A 17232-nucleotide genomic window follows, 5' to 3' on the forward strand; every position below is an offset into this window, starting at 1 on the left:
CAATAAGATAAAACCCGATGTCAGGAAGATAAACGGATTCATTCCGAAATGACGCTGTGGTTAGGGTTTTGTTAAGGTTTAATGACGATCTGACAGGGGAGCAGGTGGTAAACGGGGTGCCAGAAAAAGAAAAACCCGCTAATCATTTGATTAACGGGCTCCACAATTTAGGATTTCAAAGAAAAGCAGTGGCACTAATTAGGACTGCGCGGAGAAATAAAAGTTCTCATGCGTGCTGAAATAATTTTTATCCGCCCAGCGCAGGCCAGATTATTACGATCAGCGTACCTGCCAGCGTAAGCAGGACGTTCGCAATAGCATAGGTGCCCGCATAGCCCAGCGCAGGAATATTACTGCGTGCGGTATCGCTGATAATTTCCATTGCGGGCGCACAGGTGCGCGCGCCCATAATCGCGCCAAACAGCAGTGCGCGGTTCATTTTCAATACCCAGGCGCCAAATAAAAAGCTGGCGATGACCGGCAGCAGGCTGACCATCAGCCCGGCGCCCAGCATCAGCAGCCCCGTATCGCCCAGCCCGCGCGATAAGCCGCTGCCTGCGCTCAATCCTACGCCCGCCATAAAGACCATCAGGCCGAACTCTTTTACCATTGTCAGCGCCGCCTGCGGGATATAGCCAAACGTAGGGTGGTTAGCGCGTAAAAAACCGAGAAGAATTCCTGAAAAAAGTAAGCCGGCAGCGTTACCAATACCAAAATTAAAATTGCTGAACTGGAAGGTCACCATACCGATCATCAGTCCAATAATAAAAAAGGCGCAAAAGGCGAGCAGGTCTGTGACCTGACTATGAATTGAGATGAATCCGATGCGATCCGCAATGGATTTAACCCGTCGGGCTTCACCGCTGATGTGTAATACGTCGCCTTTATTAAGAATAATGCTGCTGTCGATGGGCATCTCAATCTGACTGCGGATCACCCGATTCAGAAAGCAGCCATGATCGGTTAATTTTAACTGGCTGAGCCGCTTATTCACCGCATTATTATTTTTTACCACGATCTCTTCATTAATGATGCGCATGTCCAGCAGATCGCGGTCAAACACTTCTTTGCCGTTGCGAAAGCTGGGATCGAGGCGGGCATGGGCATCGGGATAGCCGACCAGCGAGATCTCATCGCCCGGTTGCAGCACCGCATCGCCGTCCGGGCTGGCCAGAATACCGTTGCGGCGAATGCGTTCGATATAGCAGCCGGTTTGCCGATAAATACCTAACTCGCGCAGATTTTTGCCGTCGGTCCAGGCGACCAGTTCCGGCCCGACGCGGTAAGCGCGAATCACGGGCAGGTAGATTTTGCGCTGGCTGTCCGGATCAAGGCCGCGTTCCCGCGCGATCTGTTGGGCGCAGGTGGGCAGATCCTGATGTTGCAGTTTCGGCAGGTAGCGCGCGCCAAAAATCAGGCTGACGAGGCCGATCAGATAGGTTAAGGCATAGCCAAGACTGAGGTTATCCAGCGCATGATTCAGCGCCGGGCTGGCGTTCAACGTCTGACGCAGCGTATCGCCTGCGCCCACCAGCACCGGCGTTGACGTCATGGAACCCGCCAGCATGCCTGCCGTCAGGCCAATATCCCAGCCAAACAGCTTGCCTAACCCCAGCGCGGTCACCACGGCGGTGATCACCATTACCAGCGCCAGCAGGAGGTAATTTTTGCCGTCGCGAAAGAAAATGGAAAAGAAATTGGGGCCGACTTCGATACCGACGCAAAAAATAAATAACATAAAGCCCAAATTAAGCGCGTCGGTATTCATGCCAAAGTGTTGTTGTCCCAGCAGGAGCGAGACGACTAAAACACCAATGGAATTACCGAGTTGGACTGAGCCAAGTCGTAATTTCCCTAAACAGAGCCCGAGGGAGAGAACAACAAATAATAACAGAATGTCATTATCAATTAACAAATCTGCGACGTTTATATTCACGCTTTAACTTCTTGTTTACGAGTAACATGTTGATAAGTCGGGTTTTTTGAGCTAAATTTATCGCGCTGCCAACAGAGCAGCGGCGGCGTTCAGGTTAATCAGAGAACGACAGCCCAGCGCCATAAATAATGGCCGCCATTTTAATCGCTTCATACTTTTTCAGCCAGTAAAAGCCGTGATGAATTTTAACGGGTCCTTGTAGCATGATTAACCGAACGAATGTGTCGAATTATTTTGACAAACTCACGTCATAAATTACCGGAAGAAAGTTTCATGATGCTGAAAGGCGTGTCGCGGACAAGCGTGCTGGGCAGTTTTGTTCTTTTTTGCCTCGTATTTTTAGCAGTAGGATCGCAGATGTCCAGCGAGAATCCGGCGAAGCTGCATGCGCGGCTTGGTCTGCTGATGTTCATCCTTCCGGGCGTCATGACGGCGCTGTTCTGTCGATCTTCCCCGCTTGTCGCCACGCTGCTTGGCGCGCTGCTGGCAACGCCGGTCTGCCTGATCGCGCTGCATACCTGGTTTACGAACAGCGGTGACCTGGTGCAGGAAGTGGCTTTTGTGACCAGTGCGGTGTTCTGGTGTGGCTCAGGTGCGCTGCTGGTTATGCTCTGGCGAATGATGTTCTGGCAGCAGCATCGCTGACGCACTGCCCGTAACGCACGCAAAAAAAAAGCCGATATTCTCGGCTTTCTTCTTTTATGGGCATCAGCGTTATGACTGAAACAGACCCAGATTCTCTTTGGCGTAGGCTTCAAAATCGGTGAAACCGCCCACGTGGTTCTGATCAAGAAAGATTTGCGGAACGGTTTCGACCGGCTTGCCGACGGTTTTTTCAAGATCGGCTTTGGTGATGCCTTCCGCATGGATATCGACGTAACGGAAGTTGAAGTCTTCACGCTCTTCAGTCAGCTTCTCAGCCAGGTCTTTAGCACGTACGCAGTAAGGGCAGCCCGGGCGGCCAAAAATCACAGCAAACATGGAATTCTCCTTGAGGTAACCATTTTCTATGTGACTTACATCACAATTTATAACTCACTGGCGGTTATCATGCCCGCTTCATTCTGCTAATAAAAGAAGAAATTGCCTGTTGATCTGATTCGTGCAGGCTATGCTACAGGCTGAATTTTACGTTTTACTATTTGCGTGTGCCGAATAAAACCATCAGGAGTGAACCATGACGCCGACCATTGAGCTACTCTGCTCACATCGCTCGATCCGGGCCTTTACCGATGCCGCGATTGATGACGCCCGGCGTGATGCCATTATTGCCGCAGCGCAGTCGGCTTCAAGCTCGAGCTTTTTGCAGTGCTCATCCATAATTCGTATTACCGACCGCAGCCTGCGTGAGCAGCTAGTGACGTTAACCGGTGGGCAACACTACGTGGGGCAGGCCGCCGAATTTTGGGTGTTTTGCGCGGACTTTAATCGCCACCAGCAAATTTGCCCGCAGGCGCAGCTTGGCCTGGCCGAACAGCTATTGCTCGGCTGCGTTGATACCGCGCTGATGGGGCAAAATGCCATGACCGCCGCCGAATCGCTCGGTCTTGGCGGCGTTTTCATTGGCGGTATTCGTAACAATATTGCTGAAGTGACCGAACTGCTGGCGCTGCCGAAGTTTGTTCTGCCGCTGTTTGGCCTCTGTCTTGGCTGGCCCGATCAGTCGCCGCAGCACAAGCCGCGCATGCCGTCGGCGATGCTGGTGCATGAAAATCGCTATCAACCGATCGACCCGGCCGTACTGGCAGCTTACGACAGCGAGCAGGAAGCGTATTATATGAACCGCGACAGCAATCGCCGTCGTGAAACCTGGAGCGAACACATCCAGAAAACCATTATCAAAGAGAATCGTCCTTTCATGCTGGATTATCTGCACAAGCAGGGATGGGCGACGCGGTGAGCGTGCGGAGCGGAGAAAAAGGGTGAAGATTGCGATTCTTTCCAGAGACGGTTCGCTTTATTCATGTCGGCGACTGCTTGAGGCGGGCAAAGATCGCGGCCACAGCATGGAGGTGATCGACCCGCTCTCCTGCTACATGAATATCAATCCGGCGTCGTCGACCATTCACTATCGCGGCAGGCAACTGGCGCATTTCGATGCGGTGATACCGCGCATCGGTTCGGCGATTACCTTTTACGGCACCGCCGTGCTGCGCCAGTTTGAAGTGTGCGGCAGCTATCCGCTCAATGAATCGGTCGCCATTACCCGCGCGCGCGACAAACTGCGCTCTTTACAACTTCTGGCACGGCAGGGCATTGCCATGCCGGTGACCGGTTTTGCACATTCGCCGGACGACACGCACGATCTGATCGAGATGGTCGGCGGCGCGCCGTTGGTAGTGAAGCTGGTGGAGGGCACGCAGGGTATCGGCGTGGTGCTGGCCGAAACGCGGCAGGCGGCAGAGAGTGTGATCGACGCCTTTCGCGGCCTCAATGCGCATATTCTGGTGCAGGAATTTATTAAAGAGGCGCACGGCAGAGATATCCGCTGCCTGGTGATTGGCGGCGACGTGGTGGCGGCCATCGAGCGCGAGGCAAGAGAAGGGGATTTCCGCTCTAATTTGCATCGCGGCGGTACGGCACGGCGCGTACAGATTACCGAACAGGAAAGAGACATCGCCATTGCGGCCGCCAATACGCTGGGGCTGGATGTGGCCGGTGTTGATATTCTGCGCGCCCGCCGTGGGCCGCTGGTGATGGAAGTTAACGCCTCGCCGGGGCTGGAAGGCATTGAGAGCACCACCGGCCTGAATATTGCCGGAATGATGATCGCCTGGATTGAAGAGCAGGCGCGTCCCGGCTTCAGTCTTAAAACGGGGGGTTAATCTGCATATTTAGCGCGTAATCGTGGTGTTTACGTGCTTTTTTCCGTAAGCTAGGGCGCAATTTTCCGGCAGTCAGAGAGCAAGCATATGGATTCACTCGTCGTTCCCGATATCGATCTACTACGACGTTGGCTCGATCAGCAAAGCATCACCTGGTTTGAATGCGATTCATGCCAGGCGCTTCATCTGCCGCATATGCAAAATTTCGACGGGGTATTTGATGCCAAGCTGGATTTAGTCGACAACGTCATTCTGTTTTCCGCGCTGGCCGAGGTCAAACCGACGGCGTTGATCCCGCTGGTGGGCGATCTTTCGCTCATTAACGCCAGCTCGCTTACCGTTAAAGCGTTCGTGGATATCCAGGACGATAATCTGCCAAAGCTGATTGTCTGCCAGTCATTTTGCGTCGAGGCGGGCCTGACCTTCGGCCAGTTCGTTCACTTTATGAAGCAGAGCGAAGAGCAGATCTCAATGGTCATTATGGAAGCCTTCTCCAATCATCTGCTGGCCATTGGCGAAGAAGAAGAGCGCGGTTCGCTTATTGATACGCCCCATCATCTGCATTAAGACCTTCTGTGGATCGATAATGTATCGATCCCCTCTCTTTTCCCGCCGCTCTTCTCTCCCATCGCGCTGTATAATTATGCAAAACCGTCTTTTATTCTGCATTTTGCCCTAAAATGCCAGATATTTATCGCGGGTTATGCCGCCTTCGGCGTATCACATAGAGGAATCATGCCTTTAGATTCGATAAAAGGCGTTTTTTACGCTGAGGGCTGGTCTGAAAAGCCCTGGAGGTCTATTCTTGCCGGGCTGCGTTTCTGGTGCGATGCGGCGGTTCACAGCGCAGTGAATAATCATTCATGATTCGCGCTGCTTTTTTGCAGGCGGCGGCCTCGTTGTTGGCCCTGTCATTCCGGGATTATTACCGATCGTGTCGTGGAGGTGGAAAGCATGTTCAACCAGCGTAAAAAATGGTTGTCTGGCGTGGTTGCGGGCGTAATGATGGTTGCTGGCGCAGGTGCGGCTGATAAAACGCTGCACGTTTATAACTGGTCAGATTATATCGCTGCGGACACGGTGCCCAATTTCGAAAAGCAAAGCGGCGTTAAGGTTGTCTACGACGTGTTTGACTCCAACGAGGTGCTGGAAGGAAAACTGATGGCGGGCAGCACCGGCTACGACGTGGTGGTGCCATCCTCCAGCTTTCTGGCGCGCCAGCTCCAGTCGGGCGTGTTTCAGCCGCTCGATAAAAGCAAATTGCCGAACTACAAAAATCTCGATCCCGACCTGTTGAAAAAAGTTGAGCAGCACGATCCGGGCAACAAATACGCGATACCTTACCTGTGGGCTACCACCGGTATTGGCTATAACGTGGAAAAAGTGAAGGCGGCGCTGGGTAAAGATGCGCCGGTCGACAGCTGGGATCTGGTGCTGAAACCGGAAAACCTTGAGAAGCTGAAAAGCTGCGGCGTCTCCTTCCTTGATGCACCGGAAGAGATTTTCGCTACCGTACTTAACTATCTGGGCAAAGATCCCAACAGCTCTGACGCAAAAGATTATTCGGGCGCCGCCACCGACCTGCTGTTGAAACTGCGGCCGTCAATTCGCTACTTCCACTCATCGCAGTACATTAACGATCTGGCGAACGGCAATACCTGCGTGGCAATCGGCTGGGCCGGCGACATTCTTCAGGCGAAGAACCGCGCGGTGGAAGCTAAGAACGGCGTCAATATCGCTTACACTATTCCAAAAGAGGGCGCGCTGGCGTTCTTCGATATGCTGGCTATTCCTAAAGACGCGAAGAACCTCGATGCCGCCTATCAGTTCCTCAACTATCTGATGGAACCGAAGGTGATTGCCGATGTGTCCGACAAGGTGTTTTACGCTAACGGCAACAAGGCTTCAGTACCGCTTATCAGTGCCGATGTTCGTAACAATCCGGGCATTTTCCCCACGCCGGAAACCATGGCAAAACTGTTTGTGCTGAAAGTACAGGATCCCAAACTGGATCGCGTGCGTACGCGTGCATGGACTAAAGTTAAAAGTGGCAAGTAGCTGACGGCGATTGCACGCCGACAGCAATCTACGCAACAGAGGTTCGGTGCCCGGCCTCTGTTTTGTCTTTTCTACGGCCACGCCGTAATCCGAATAGCGCCGGAGAGTAAAGGTAGTGAATGACGCAGTCCACCGTCCGCAACAAAAAGCAGCTAAGGCGCTGACGCCGCTGCTTGAAATCCGCAATCTGACCAGATCCTTCGACGGACAGCACGCGGTTGATGATGTCAATCTGACGATTTACAAAGGCGAAATATTTGCCCTGCTGGGCCCATCCGGCTGTGGGAAATCCACGCTGCTGCGCATGCTGGCAGGTTTTGAGCCGCCGACATCGGGACAGATTGTCCTTGATGGCCAGGATCTCTCCCATGTGCCGCCGTATCAGCGTCCCATCAATATGATGTTTCAGTCCTACGCGCTGTTTCCGCATATGACGGTGGAGCAGAATATCGCCTTCGGCCTGAAGCAGGATCGCCTGCCGAAAGATGAAATCGCCAGCCGCGTGGCCGAGATGCTGACGCTGGTACATATGCAGGAGTACGCAAAGCGTAAGCCGCATCAGCTATCCGGCGGGCAACGGCAGCGCGTGGCGCTGGCGCGCAGCCTTGCCAAACGTCCTAAACTGCTGCTGCTGGATGAACCGATGGGCGCGCTGGATAAAAAGCTGCGCGATCGTATGCAGCTTGAGGTCGTGGACATTCTTGAACGCGTTGGCGCCACCTGCGTCATGGTCACCCACGATCAGGAAGAGGCGATGACCATGGCGGGGCGTATTGCGATAATGAATCGCGGCAAGTTTGTGCAGATTGGTGAGCCGGAAGAGATCTACGAGCATCCCACCACGCGTTACAGTGCGGAATTTATCGGCTCGGTCAATCTGTTTGAAGGACTGCTGCGTGAGCGGCGGGCCGATGGGTTAATCATTGCCAGCCCCGGACTGGTGCATCCAATGAAGGTGGATTCGGACGCCTCCGTCATGGATGGCGTGCCGGTACACGTTGCGCTGAGGCCGGAAAAGGTCATGCTTTGCGAAGCCGTGCCGGAAGACGGTTGCAACTTTGCGGTCGGCGAAGTGGTGCACATTGCCTATCTCGGCGATCTCTCTATTTATCACGTACGATTGCACAGCGGACAGATGATCAGCGCGCAGTTGCAGAATGCGCATCGCTTCCGTAAGGGCGCACCCACCTGGGGCGATGAAGTTCGCCTCTGCTGGGATGCGGACAGTTGTGTCGTGCTGACGGTATAGCGGAGAAGTCATGAGCCAACATTCAGTGAAATCTGCGCGGCCGTTAAACGCCTTTATCACCCGCATGCAGATGCGTCACGGCCGCAAAGCGGTCATTGCGCTACCTTACCTCTGGCTGATCCTGCTGTTCCTGCTGCCGTTTCTGATCGTGCTGAAGATAAGCTTTGCGGATATTGCCCGCGCCATCCCGCCCTATACCGAACTGCTGTCGTGGGCGGACGATCAGCTGACAATGGTGATGAACGTTGGCAACTACCTGACGTTAACTGACGATCCCCTGTATGTTGATGCCTATCTGCATTCATTGCAGGTGGCGGGCATTTCAACCGTCATCTGCCTGCTGATTGGCTATCCCCTGGCCTGGGCGGTGGCGCACAGCGCGCCGTCAACGCGCAACATTCTGCTGCTGCTGGTGATTTTGCCTTCCTGGACGTCGTTTCTGGTGCGCGTCTATGCCTGGATGGGCATCCTGAACGATAACGGTATTCTTAATCGTTTTCTGATGTGGACGGGCGCGACCGATCACCCGATAGCGATCCTCTATACCAATCTGGCGGTATATATCGGCATCGTTTACTGCTATCTGCCCTTTATGGTGCTGCCGATCTATACGGCGCTGACGCGCATCGACTATTCGCTGGTCGAAGCCTCATTAGATCTGGGCGCCCGGCCGTTGCGTACCTTTTTCAGCGTGATCGTGCCGCTCACCAAAGGCGGCATTATCGCCGGGTCGATGCTGGTGTTTATTCCGGCCGTTGGCGAATATGTCATCCCGGAACTGCTCGGCGGCCCCGACAGCATCATGATTGGTCGTGTGCTGTGGCAGGAGTTCTTTAACAATCGTGACTGGCCGGTGGCCTCCGCGCTGGCGGTGATCATTTTACTGATCCTGATCCTGCCGATTATCTGGTTCCATAAGCATCAGAACAGAGCGACAGGGGAGAAGAAATGAGCGCCTTACCGACAATTCGTTCGCCCTGGCGGACGGCGATCCTCATCGTCTGCTTTTTCTTCCTGTACGCACCGATGGCGCTGTTGGTTATATACTCCTTCAACGCGTCGCAGCTGGCCGCCTGGGAGCGATTCTCGCTGCACTGGTACAGAGTGCTTTTTCACGACGGTGCAATGATAAGCGCCGTGACGCTGAGCCTGTCCATCGCCGCGCTGGCGGCCACGGCGGCGTCGGTGCTGGGCACGATCGCGGCGGTGATCGTGGTGCGTTTCGGACGCTTTAAAGGCTCGACCGGCTTTGCGTTTATGCTGACCGCGCCGCTGGTAATGCCTGACGTTATCACCGGCCTCTCACTGCTGCTGCTGTTTGTGGCGATGGGCAACGCCTTCGGCTGGCCGGCGGATCGCGGCATGCTGACTATCTGGCTGGCGCACGTCACGTTCTGCACCGCCTATGTCGCGGTGGTGATTAACGCGCGCCTGCGCGAGCTGGATCGATCGATTGAAGAAGCGGCGATGGATCTCGGCGCCGCGCCGCTCAAGGTGTTTTTTGTCATTACCGTGCCGATGATCGCACCGGCTATCATCACCGGCTGGCTGCTGGCGTTTACGCTGTCGCTGGATGACCTGGTGATTGCCAGCTTCGTGACCGGCCCCGGCGCCACCACGCTGCCGATGCAGATATTTGCTACCGTGCGTCGCGGCGTAAATCCCGAGATCAACGCGCTGGCAACGCTTATCCTGTTTGTGGTCGGCATTGTCGGGTTCATCGCCTGGCGCGTGATGGCGCATGAAGAGAAACAGCGGCTGCGCGACAGACAGAAGGCACGTGGCGCACATCAGACGTTGTGAGGCATGAGGGCATCCGGCGGAGGAAAGCTATGTCAGACGTGCTCAGAGAAAGTAAAGCGGTACTGCACGCTTCTGCGACCATTCCGGTGCAGGTACTGATTGCCGGTATCGCGATTATCGCTATGCGCTGCCTTAGCGTGGCGTTACAGGTTGGGGAGCTGGGGCTGGATGAGTTGATGAATTTTCTTCATCGCAGCGCACAGGCCTGGGATTCCACGCTGATTTTTATTGCCAGCCAGCTGATGTTCTTTATTGAACTACGCTGCGCCATTGCGCTGATGTATGGCCGCAACTGGGGCCGCTGGGGCTATGCGTTGACGCAGTTGATTAAGCTGTTCTATATGTTTATCGCCTCGATGGGCTGGAGCTATCCGGAAATTTTCAGCATTCACGGAGAGAATAACCTGCAAATCGTTAACGTGCTGATTTCACAAACGTTACCCGATTTGCTGGTGCTGTTTCTGCTGTTCTGTCCGGCCAGCAGCCGCCGGTTTTTCCGTCCGCACTGAACGGTGATATAATGCTAATCCGCACCATGTTTTATGGATTTAACCTTCGCCATGCACTGCGCTCTCTATAATGCCGAACGCTGCCGCTCGTGCCAGTGGCTGCCGCTTCCCTATACCATGCAACTGGAACAAAAGCAGTCGCAGCTGCACGCGCTGCTGGCGCAGCAGCCGGTTAAAACGTGGCTGCCGCCGGTCACTTCGCCCCAGGAAAAGTTTCGCAATAAGGCGAAAATGGTGGTCAGCGGCAGCGTCGAACGCCCGCTGCTAGGTCTGCTGCACCGCGATGGCACGCCGGTGGATCTCACCGGCTGCCCGCTCTATCCTGACACCTTTGACGCAATTTTTACGCAGCTCAAACCGTTTATCGCGCGCGCCGGGCTGACGCCTTATCACGTTGTGCGCAGGCGCGGCGAGCTGAAGTTTATTCTTCTGACCGAAAGCGCCGCCAGCGGCGAACTGATGCTGCGCTTCGTCCTGCGCTCGAAAACCAAACTGGATGCGCTGCGTCGGGCGCTGCCGTGGCTTCAGCAGCAGCTGCCGCAGCTGCGGGTGATCTCGGTGAATATTCAGCCGGTCGCTATGGCGATCCTCGAAGGTGATGAAGAGATCATTCTGACCGATCATCAGGCGCTGCCCGAGCAGCTTAATGACGTGCCGTTGTGGATCCGACCACAAAGCTTTTTCCAGACCAACCCGCAGGTCGCGGCCGCGCTCTATGCCACCGCTCGCCGCTGGGTCAGCGCGCTGTCAGTGACCAGCATGTGGGATCTGTTTTGCGGCGTGGGCGGTTTTGGCCTGCACTGCGCCACGCCGGATATGCGCCTGACCGGTATTGAGATCAGCGCTGAGGCGATTGCCTGCGCGCGACGCGCGGCGGATCAAATGGGATTACAACACGTCAGCTTTGCCGCTCTCGACTCAACCGCCTTTGCGACCGGGGAAGGCGCCGTGGCGGATCTGGTGCTGGTGAATCCACCACGACGCGGCATCGGCGCAGAACTCTGCCGCTGGCTGAGCGAGATGGCGCCGCCCTATATCCTTTATTCAAGCTGCAACGCCAGCACCATGGCCAGCGATATCGCCTTGCTGACTGATTACGCCATTGAGAAAGTACAGCTGTTTGATATGTTTCCTCATACCGCGCACAGTGAAGTATTGACGCTGCTGAAGCGTATTCAATGCTGAATGCCTAACCAGCGGCGATTCAATTTTTCCAGCGTGCCATCTTTTTTCAGGCTTTGCAGTGCGCTGTTAAGGCTGTTTTTCAGCGCGGTATTATTTTTGTGTACCGCAATGCCGATGCCGTAGCCAAAGTAGCGCCCGTCGGTGACAGGTTCGCCAACCTGCGCCAGCTGCGGGTTGGTCTTGAACAGTTCCCGCATGGAGAAGGTGTCGCCAAAAATGCCATCAAGCCGATTGTGCCTGATGTCGAGCAGGGCGTTCTGAAAGCTGTCGTAGTTCACTGCAATAATGTCTGGCTGCGCTTCAGCCAGCCAGGCCTGCTGCGTGGTGCCATTCACCACGCCTACGCGCTTGCCCGCAAGCTGGCTGATGTGTTGAAAGCGGCCTTTAGTGGCAATCAGGGAGCTTGAGTTGGTGCGATAGGGTTCGGTAAAGTCGACATCTTCCTGTCGGGCAGGGGTAATATCCAGCGCGCAGATAGCGGCATCGTAGTGCTCATATTTCAGCGAGGGGAGCAGCCGCTCAAAGGTGTTATTGGTAAACTGACAGGTTACGTTCAGTCGCTGGCAAATCGCCTCAGCCAGATCAATATCAAAACCGGTCAGCGTGTTATCAGCGTTGTAATACTCAAACGGCGGATTAGTGGCGCTGGTGGTGAAGCGAAGCGTCCCGGCGGCCATCGCATTCACGCTGAAGCAGGCGAGCAGAAAGATCTGAACAAGTTGGTGCATGATCTACGGTCCTTGCGTAAAAAACCCAACCATTATGCATCACAACGCTGGCAGGCTATCCGCAGATTAACCGCTCAGGAAAGGCTGTTTCCGGGCGATTCCGACGGCAGCACTGCCGTCAGAAAGAGATTAATTTCGTCGTTCAAACGCCAGCGCGCGACGTTCGATCAGCCGCATCAGCAGCGTGAGCAGGCCGTTTACGCAGAGATAGATCAGACCGGCGGCGGCAAAAACCGTCACGTCATAGGTGCGTCCATACAGAAGCTGCCCGTGTCCCATCACTTCCATCAGGGTGATGGTATAGGCCAGTGACGTGCTTTTAAAGACCAGCACCACCTCGTTGGAATATGAAGAGAGCGCACGCTTAAAGGCATACGGAAGCAGAATGCGCAGCGAACTCTTTCTGTCCATGCCCAGTGCGGCACAGGCGTGCCACTGTCCTGCCGGAATAGCACGTACCGCGCCGTGAAAAAGCAGGGTGGTGTAAGCGGCGCTGTTGAGTGAGAGCGCCAGCAGGGCGCAGAACCAGGGCTGCGACAGGAAATGCCACAGCCACGGAATTGACTGGATTGAAGGAAACTGTCCGGGCCCGTAATAGATTAAAAAGATCTGCACCAGCAGCGGCGTGCCGGTAAACAGCGTGATCCATGCGCGCACTAACGGGCTGAGCAGCGGTGTTTTCAGCGACAGAATCACCGTAAACAGCAGGGCAAACAGCAGCGCCAGCAGCAGTGAGGCGAGCGTCAGCGTCAGGCTGGTTTGCAGCCCCTTCATCAGCTCCGGCAGATAGCTCATCATGATGATTGTCCCCGCTCAAAACGGGTGGCGCGCGCGTCGATGCGCTTCAGTATCTGCTGGCTGAAAAGCGTAATCACCAGATAGACCGCGGCGGCGACCAGATACCAGGTAAAAGGTTGTTGGGTGCGCACCGCAATGCTTTTGGTTTGCAGCATAATATCGTTCACGCTGATTAACGAAACCAGCGCCGTATCCTTCAGCAGAACCAGCCACTGATTGCCCAGGCCCGGCAGCGCGTGTCGCCACATTTGTGGCAGGATCAGGCGAAAAAAACAGGCCGACGTCTTTATACCCAGCGCCCGGCCGGATTCCCACTGGCCTGCCGGCACGGCTTTCAGCGCACCGCGCAGCGTCTGCGAAGCATAGGAAGCGTAAAGAATAGCGAGTGCAATCACGCCGCACAGGAACGGGCTGACGTCAAAATTCTCAATATTCACCTGCATCGGCAACTGTACAAGGCCCAGATTGAGGCTGAAGCCGTCCGAAAGCGTCAGTAAAAGCTGTGAAGCGCCGAAATAGACAAACAGCACCACCAGAATTTCCGGCAGGCCACGAAACAGCGTGACCAGGCCCGTCGTCGGCCATGAAAGAAGTCGCCAGCGGGAAGACTCACCGGCGGCAAAGATCATCGCCAGAATCAGGCCTGCCGCCAGCGCGCAAAGCGCAAGGCCGAGCGTCATCGCGGCGGCGCCTACAAGTGAATAGAGTTCGTTCATGTAAAGTTACTGCTGAAACCATTTGCTGTAGAGCGTTTTATAAGTGCCGTCGGTTTTGATTTTATCCAGTGCGGCGTTGAACTGGCTTTGCAGTTGAGTATTGCCCTGACGAACCGCAATGCCTAAACCGGTGCCGAAGTAGGCTTTGTCCGTCACTTTTTCGCCCACCGGCGCCAGGCTGGCGTTCTGCTTCAGCCACGCGTTTACTACGGCGGTGTCACCAAATACCGCATCAATACGGCCGTTTTTCAGATCGAGAATGGCGTTCTGATAGCTGTCGTACGGCACGGTACTGACGTCAGCCATTTTTTCAGCAAGGTATTTCTGGTGCGTGGTGCCATTTTGCACCCCGACGCGCTTGCCTTTCAGCGCCGCGGCAGAGGCAACTTTACCCTTCTGCGCGATAAACAGTGCCGAGTTGTCATAGTAGGCTTTGGTAAACAGCACCTGTTTTTCACGTTCCGGGGTGATATCCATACCGGCCATCACCGCGTCGAAGCGACGAAATTTCAGGCTGGGGATCAGGCTGTCAAAGGCCTGATTGGTAAAGGTGCAGGTCGCATTCATTTCGCGGCACAGCGCGTTAGCCAGATCGACATCAAAGCCCTGGATTTTATTGTTTGAGTCAACAAATTCAAAAGGAGGGTAGGAGGCTTCGGTGGCAAAACGGATGGTCTGCGCGGCGCTTGCGCTCAGGCTTAAACCGGCTAATACGGCGGCAAGGACGATTTTTTTCATCATAATATCCTGAATTAATGCGAAAGATAGTGGGCAAACGCGTCGGTCTGCGGCCGGGTGAAGAGGCTGGCATCGCCCTGCTCGACCACGCAGCCGTTTTCCATATACACCACGCGACTGGCGGTTTTACGGGCAACCTCCACCTCATGCGTGACGATCACCTGCGTGATATGGGTCTGCGAAAGTTCACGAATGATGGAGACAATCTGTGCGGTGATCTCCGGGTCCAGCGCGGCGGTGGGTTCATCAAACAGCAGCACCGCCGGTTCCATCATCAGCGCACGCGCAATCGCAACGCGCTGTTGCTGCCCGCCGGAAAGATGCAGAGGAAAGCGATCGGAAAAAGAGATCAGGCGCAGGCGCTCAAGCAGCTTGTCGGCGCGGGCGCGCGCCTGTTCTTTGCTCAGTCCCAGCACGCGGCACGGCGCTTCAGTGAGATTCTGCATTACCGTCAGATGCGGCCAGAGGTTGTACTGCTGAAAGACCATGCCAACATTTTGACGCAGTTCGCGAATGGTGGAATCAGACGGCGTTTTGGTAAAATCAATATTTCTGCCCGCAATGCTCATGGTGCCGGAACGTGGCATCTCCAGCAGGTTCAGTACACGCAATAGCGAACTCTTGCCAGCGCCGCTCGGCCCGAGCAGCACCAGCGTTTCGCCTTCAGGGCAGGTCAGATTGATGTCAAAAAGCGCCTGATGAGCGCCATAAAAACAATTGATACCGTTAAGTTGAATACTCATGCGTCAAAAGTGAATAGCCATTAATGCTGCGAATCTTAACGTTGACGGCATAGTTATGCAATCATCGCGCGTAAAAATCATTTTCAGCCATTAACAGAAGCCATGATCTGGCACAAAATCGCGCAATTTGTGCACATAATAACGCGCGCCGAAGCGCGCATTACCGTCATTTCAGCAGCAGCTGGCTGAGCGATCCGCCTTCCAGATGGGCGTTATTGTGCGTATAGCGGATGTCATCCACCGTCCAGCAAGTGCCTTCCCGCACCATTAATACTTCATCCTGCCATTCCGCGCCATTGCTGCCGTCACGGCTTAGCGAGACGCGCAGCGGAATGTTTCGTGCATCGGTATTCGGAATGGTTGAGGCGTCGGCCACGTCGGCAGAAGTAGGGCCGGCGGCGAGGCTTGAGAAGATATCGCCGCTCAGCGCCGGATCGCTTTTACCTTCGCTCCTGGCTTTTAACAACGTTTGATAAAGTTTGTCGCTCAGGTAAGGGCGATATTTTGCCAGCAGTTGTGCATCTGGCAGGCCCTGTGAAGGCTGCGCGGTTCGCAAATCATAGAATTTTTGCGCAACGGTATCCGGGCCGCCGTCAACGCACGGTCCCATGCGGGTGCCGATATCCTTATAAGCGGGTTCAACCGTGGTACAGGCGCTGAGCAGCAGCGCAAGCGGAGCCATTACGGCGAGATATTTCATCTTGATTTCCTTATTGTTTCTGGATGACATTTTTTAGCATACAGTATAGTCGCTTGCTTAGCCGCAAGGGCTATGACAATTACCGACAGGAGCAACTAATGAAGTTTTCTACCACGCCAACGCTTGAAGGTCATGCCATCCGCGATTACTGCGGCGTCGTCACCGGCGAGGCCATTCTGGGTGCCAACATCTTTCGTGATTTCTTCGCCGGTATTCGCGACATTGTTGGCGGCCGCTCTGGCGCTTATGAAAAAGAGCTGCGCAAAGCGCGGCAAATTGCCTTCGCTGAGCTGGAAGAGCAGGCAAAAGCGCTGGGGGCGAACGCCGTGGTCGGCATTGATATCGATTATGAAACCGTCGGCAAAGACGGCAGCATGCTGATGGTGAGCGTGAGCGGCACAGCGGTGAAGGTTGGCTGATGCGGGTTCTGCTGCTGACGGTAATGGCGCTGCTGCTGACCGCGTGCGTATCAAAAGGGTTCGAGCGGCACGACGGCTATGTGGTGGATACGCGCCACCCGGCGCTGGGCGCGCGGCCACGCGTGAAGGTGCTGGTGATTCACTATACCGCTGGCGATTTTGCGTCTTCGTTGAACACGCTGACCGATCGGGAGGTCAGCGCGCACTATCTGATCCCGGCCTCGCCGCCGGAAAAGAGCGGTCGGCCGGTGTTACTCAGGCTGGTGCCGGAAACGGAGCTTGCCTGGCATGCGGGCGCCAGCTACTGGCGCGGCGCAACGCGCATCAATGACACCTCCATCGGCATCGAACTGGAAAACCAGGGCTTCCACAAAACCGCAGCGGGACGCGTCTGGTTTCCTTTCCCGCAGCCGCAAATGGCTGCGTTGATGCCGCTGATGCGCGACATCATTTTGCGCTACGGCATCAGGCCGCAAAACGTGGTGGGGCACAGCGATATCGCCGCGCAGCGCAAACAGGATCCCGGCCCGTTGTTTCCCTGGCAATGGCTGGCGGCGGAAGGCATCGGCGCATGGCCCGATGCCGATCGCGTGACGTTCTATCTGGCGGGACGTGCGCCCATGCAGCCGGTGGATCGGCAACGCCTGCTCGGCCTGCTGGCGCGTTATGGCTATGAGATCGCGCCTGCGATGAGCGCGCGGCAGCAGCAAAGAACCATCGCCGCCTTTCAGATGCACTTCCGGCCGCGCGACTATCGCGGCCTGGCCGATGCTGAAAGCGAGGCGATCGTCCTGGCGCTACTGGAAAAATACAGCGCGGAATAAA

Annotated in this window: 20 protein-coding genes; 12 read left to right on the plus strand and 8 right to left on the minus strand. The window is 55.3% G+C overall.

Going from position 1 to position 17232, the window contains the following annotated elements; all coding sequences use genetic code 11:
- Nucleotides 1-247: 247 nt before the first annotated feature.
- On the minus strand, nt 248-1936 hold the full coding sequence (locus FA91_RS06410; RefSeq protein WP_034913713.1) for an aspartate:alanine antiporter: 1689 nt from the start codon (nt 1934-1936) through the stop codon (nt 248-250).
- A 273-nt stretch (nt 1937-2209) separates the two neighbouring features.
- On the opposite strand from FA91_RS06410, the gene ybjM reads away from it, so the two are divergent.
- Nucleotides 2210-2581 carry an inner membrane protein YbjM gene (ybjM, locus tag FA91_RS06415; protein WP_051937070.1) on the plus strand — a complete coding sequence of 124 codons (372 nt, stop codon included), beginning with the start codon at nt 2210-2212 and terminating at the stop codon, nt 2579-2581.
- Nucleotides 2582-2650: 69 nt separating this feature from the next.
- Here the strand turns inward: ybjM and FA91_RS06420 are convergent, their stop codons facing one another.
- On the minus strand, nt 2651-2917 hold the full coding sequence (locus FA91_RS06420; RefSeq protein ID WP_034913715.1) for a GrxA family glutaredoxin: 267 nt from the start codon (nt 2915-2917) through the stop codon (nt 2651-2653).
- A gap of 196 nt (nt 2918-3113) precedes the next feature.
- On the opposite strand from FA91_RS06420, the gene nfsA reads away from it, so the two are divergent.
- The 9 genes from nfsA (at nt 3114) to rlmC (ending at nt 11565) form a co-directional block, all read left to right on the plus strand.
- Nucleotides 3114-3836: an oxygen-insensitive NADPH nitroreductase gene (gene nfsA / locus FA91_RS06425; protein WP_034913717.1), complete on the plus strand. Its 723-nt coding sequence runs from the start codon at nt 3114-3116 to the stop codon at nt 3834-3836.
- A 22-nt stretch (nt 3837-3858) separates the two neighbouring features.
- The gene (gene rimK / locus FA91_RS06430) at nt 3859-4761 is read left to right on the plus strand and encodes a 30S ribosomal protein S6--L-glutamate ligase (RefSeq protein WP_034913719.1); all 903 of its coding nucleotides are present in this window, start codon (nt 3859-3861) and stop codon (nt 4759-4761) included.
- 87 nt (nt 4762-4848) lie between these two features.
- On the plus strand, nt 4849-5328 hold the full coding sequence (locus tag FA91_RS06435) for a YbjN domain-containing protein (RefSeq protein ID WP_034913721.1): 480 nt from the start codon (nt 4849-4851) through the stop codon (nt 5326-5328).
- Nucleotides 5329-5715: 387 nt separating this feature from the next.
- A complete protein-coding gene (gene potF, locus FA91_RS06440) occupies nt 5716-6819 on the plus strand; it encodes a spermidine/putrescine ABC transporter substrate-binding protein PotF (protein WP_034913724.1) in 1104 nt (367 codons plus the stop codon).
- A 115-nt stretch (nt 6820-6934) separates the two neighbouring features.
- Entirely contained in the window at nt 6935-8068 is a 1134-nt protein-coding gene (gene potG / locus FA91_RS06445) for a putrescine ABC transporter ATP-binding subunit PotG (RefSeq protein WP_034913725.1), read from the plus strand.
- Between the two features lie 10 nt (nt 8069-8078).
- Nucleotides 8079-9020, plus strand: a complete 942-nt coding sequence (gene potH, locus FA91_RS06450) for a putrescine ABC transporter permease PotH (protein WP_034913727.1) — start codon at nt 8079-8081, stop codon at nt 9018-9020.
- Complete coding sequence (gene potI / locus FA91_RS06455) at nt 9017-9871, plus strand: putrescine ABC transporter permease PotI (protein ID WP_034913728.1); 855 nt, start codon at nt 9017-9019, stop codon at nt 9869-9871. The genes potH and potI overlap by 4 nt, the downstream gene beginning before the upstream one ends.
- 29 nt (nt 9872-9900) lie before the next feature.
- Nucleotides 9901-10380, plus strand: a complete 480-nt coding sequence (locus FA91_RS06460) for a YbjO family protein (protein ID WP_034913731.1) — start codon at nt 9901-9903, stop codon at nt 10378-10380.
- A gap of 51 nt (nt 10381-10431) precedes the next feature.
- Nucleotides 10432-11565, plus strand: a complete 1134-nt coding sequence (gene rlmC, locus FA91_RS06465) for a 23S rRNA (uracil(747)-C(5))-methyltransferase RlmC (protein ID WP_034919037.1) — start codon at nt 10432-10434, stop codon at nt 11563-11565.
- On the opposite strand, the gene FA91_RS06470 is transcribed toward rlmC, so the two are convergent.
- The 6 genes from FA91_RS06470 to FA91_RS06495 form a co-directional block, all read right to left on the minus strand.
- On the minus strand, nt 11556-12293 hold the full coding sequence (locus FA91_RS06470; RefSeq protein ID WP_034913733.1) for a transporter substrate-binding domain-containing protein: 738 nt from the start codon (nt 12291-12293) through the stop codon (nt 11556-11558). The genes rlmC and FA91_RS06470 overlap by 10 nt on opposite strands.
- A gap of 129 nt (nt 12294-12422) precedes the next feature.
- The gene (gene artM / locus FA91_RS06475) at nt 12423-13091 is read right to left on the minus strand and encodes an arginine ABC transporter permease ArtM (protein WP_034913736.1); all 669 of its coding nucleotides are present in this window, start codon (nt 13089-13091) and stop codon (nt 12423-12425) included.
- On the minus strand, nt 13088-13807 hold the full coding sequence (artQ, locus tag FA91_RS06480) for an arginine ABC transporter permease ArtQ (RefSeq protein WP_034913738.1): 720 nt from the start codon (nt 13805-13807) through the stop codon (nt 13088-13090). The genes artM and artQ overlap by 4 nt, the downstream gene beginning before the upstream one ends.
- 6 nt (nt 13808-13813) lie before the next feature.
- Nucleotides 13814-14545: an arginine ABC transporter substrate-binding protein gene (gene artJ, locus FA91_RS06485; RefSeq protein WP_034913740.1), complete on the minus strand. Its 732-nt coding sequence runs from the start codon at nt 14543-14545 to the stop codon at nt 13814-13816.
- A 14-nt stretch (nt 14546-14559) separates the two neighbouring features.
- Nucleotides 14560-15288 (minus strand): arginine ABC transporter ATP-binding protein ArtP, encoded by a 729-nt coding sequence (gene artP / locus FA91_RS06490; RefSeq protein WP_034913742.1) that lies wholly within the window; start codon nt 15286-15288, stop codon nt 14560-14562.
- A gap of 166 nt (nt 15289-15454) precedes the next feature.
- Complete coding sequence (locus tag FA91_RS06495) at nt 15455-15988, minus strand: lipoprotein (protein WP_034913745.1); 534 nt, start codon at nt 15986-15988, stop codon at nt 15455-15457.
- A 98-nt stretch (nt 15989-16086) separates the two neighbouring features.
- On the opposite strand from FA91_RS06495, the gene FA91_RS06500 reads away from it, so the two are divergent.
- Together FA91_RS06500 and FA91_RS06505 are read left to right on the plus strand one after the other, a co-directional pair.
- Nucleotides 16087-16407, plus strand: a complete 321-nt coding sequence (locus FA91_RS06500; RefSeq protein WP_034913747.1) for a heavy metal-binding domain-containing protein — start codon at nt 16087-16089, stop codon at nt 16405-16407.
- Nucleotides 16407-17231, plus strand: a complete 825-nt coding sequence (locus FA91_RS06505; RefSeq protein ID WP_034913750.1) for an N-acetylmuramoyl-L-alanine amidase — start codon at nt 16407-16409, stop codon at nt 17229-17231. The genes FA91_RS06500 and FA91_RS06505 overlap by 1 nt, the downstream gene beginning before the upstream one ends.
- The last annotated feature ends 1 nt before the right edge of the window (nt 17232 follow it).

This window comes from Erwinia sp. 9145 (assembly GCF_000745075.1).
Classification (GTDB): Bacteria; Pseudomonadota; Gammaproteobacteria; order Enterobacterales; family Enterobacteriaceae; genus Erwinia; species Erwinia oleae.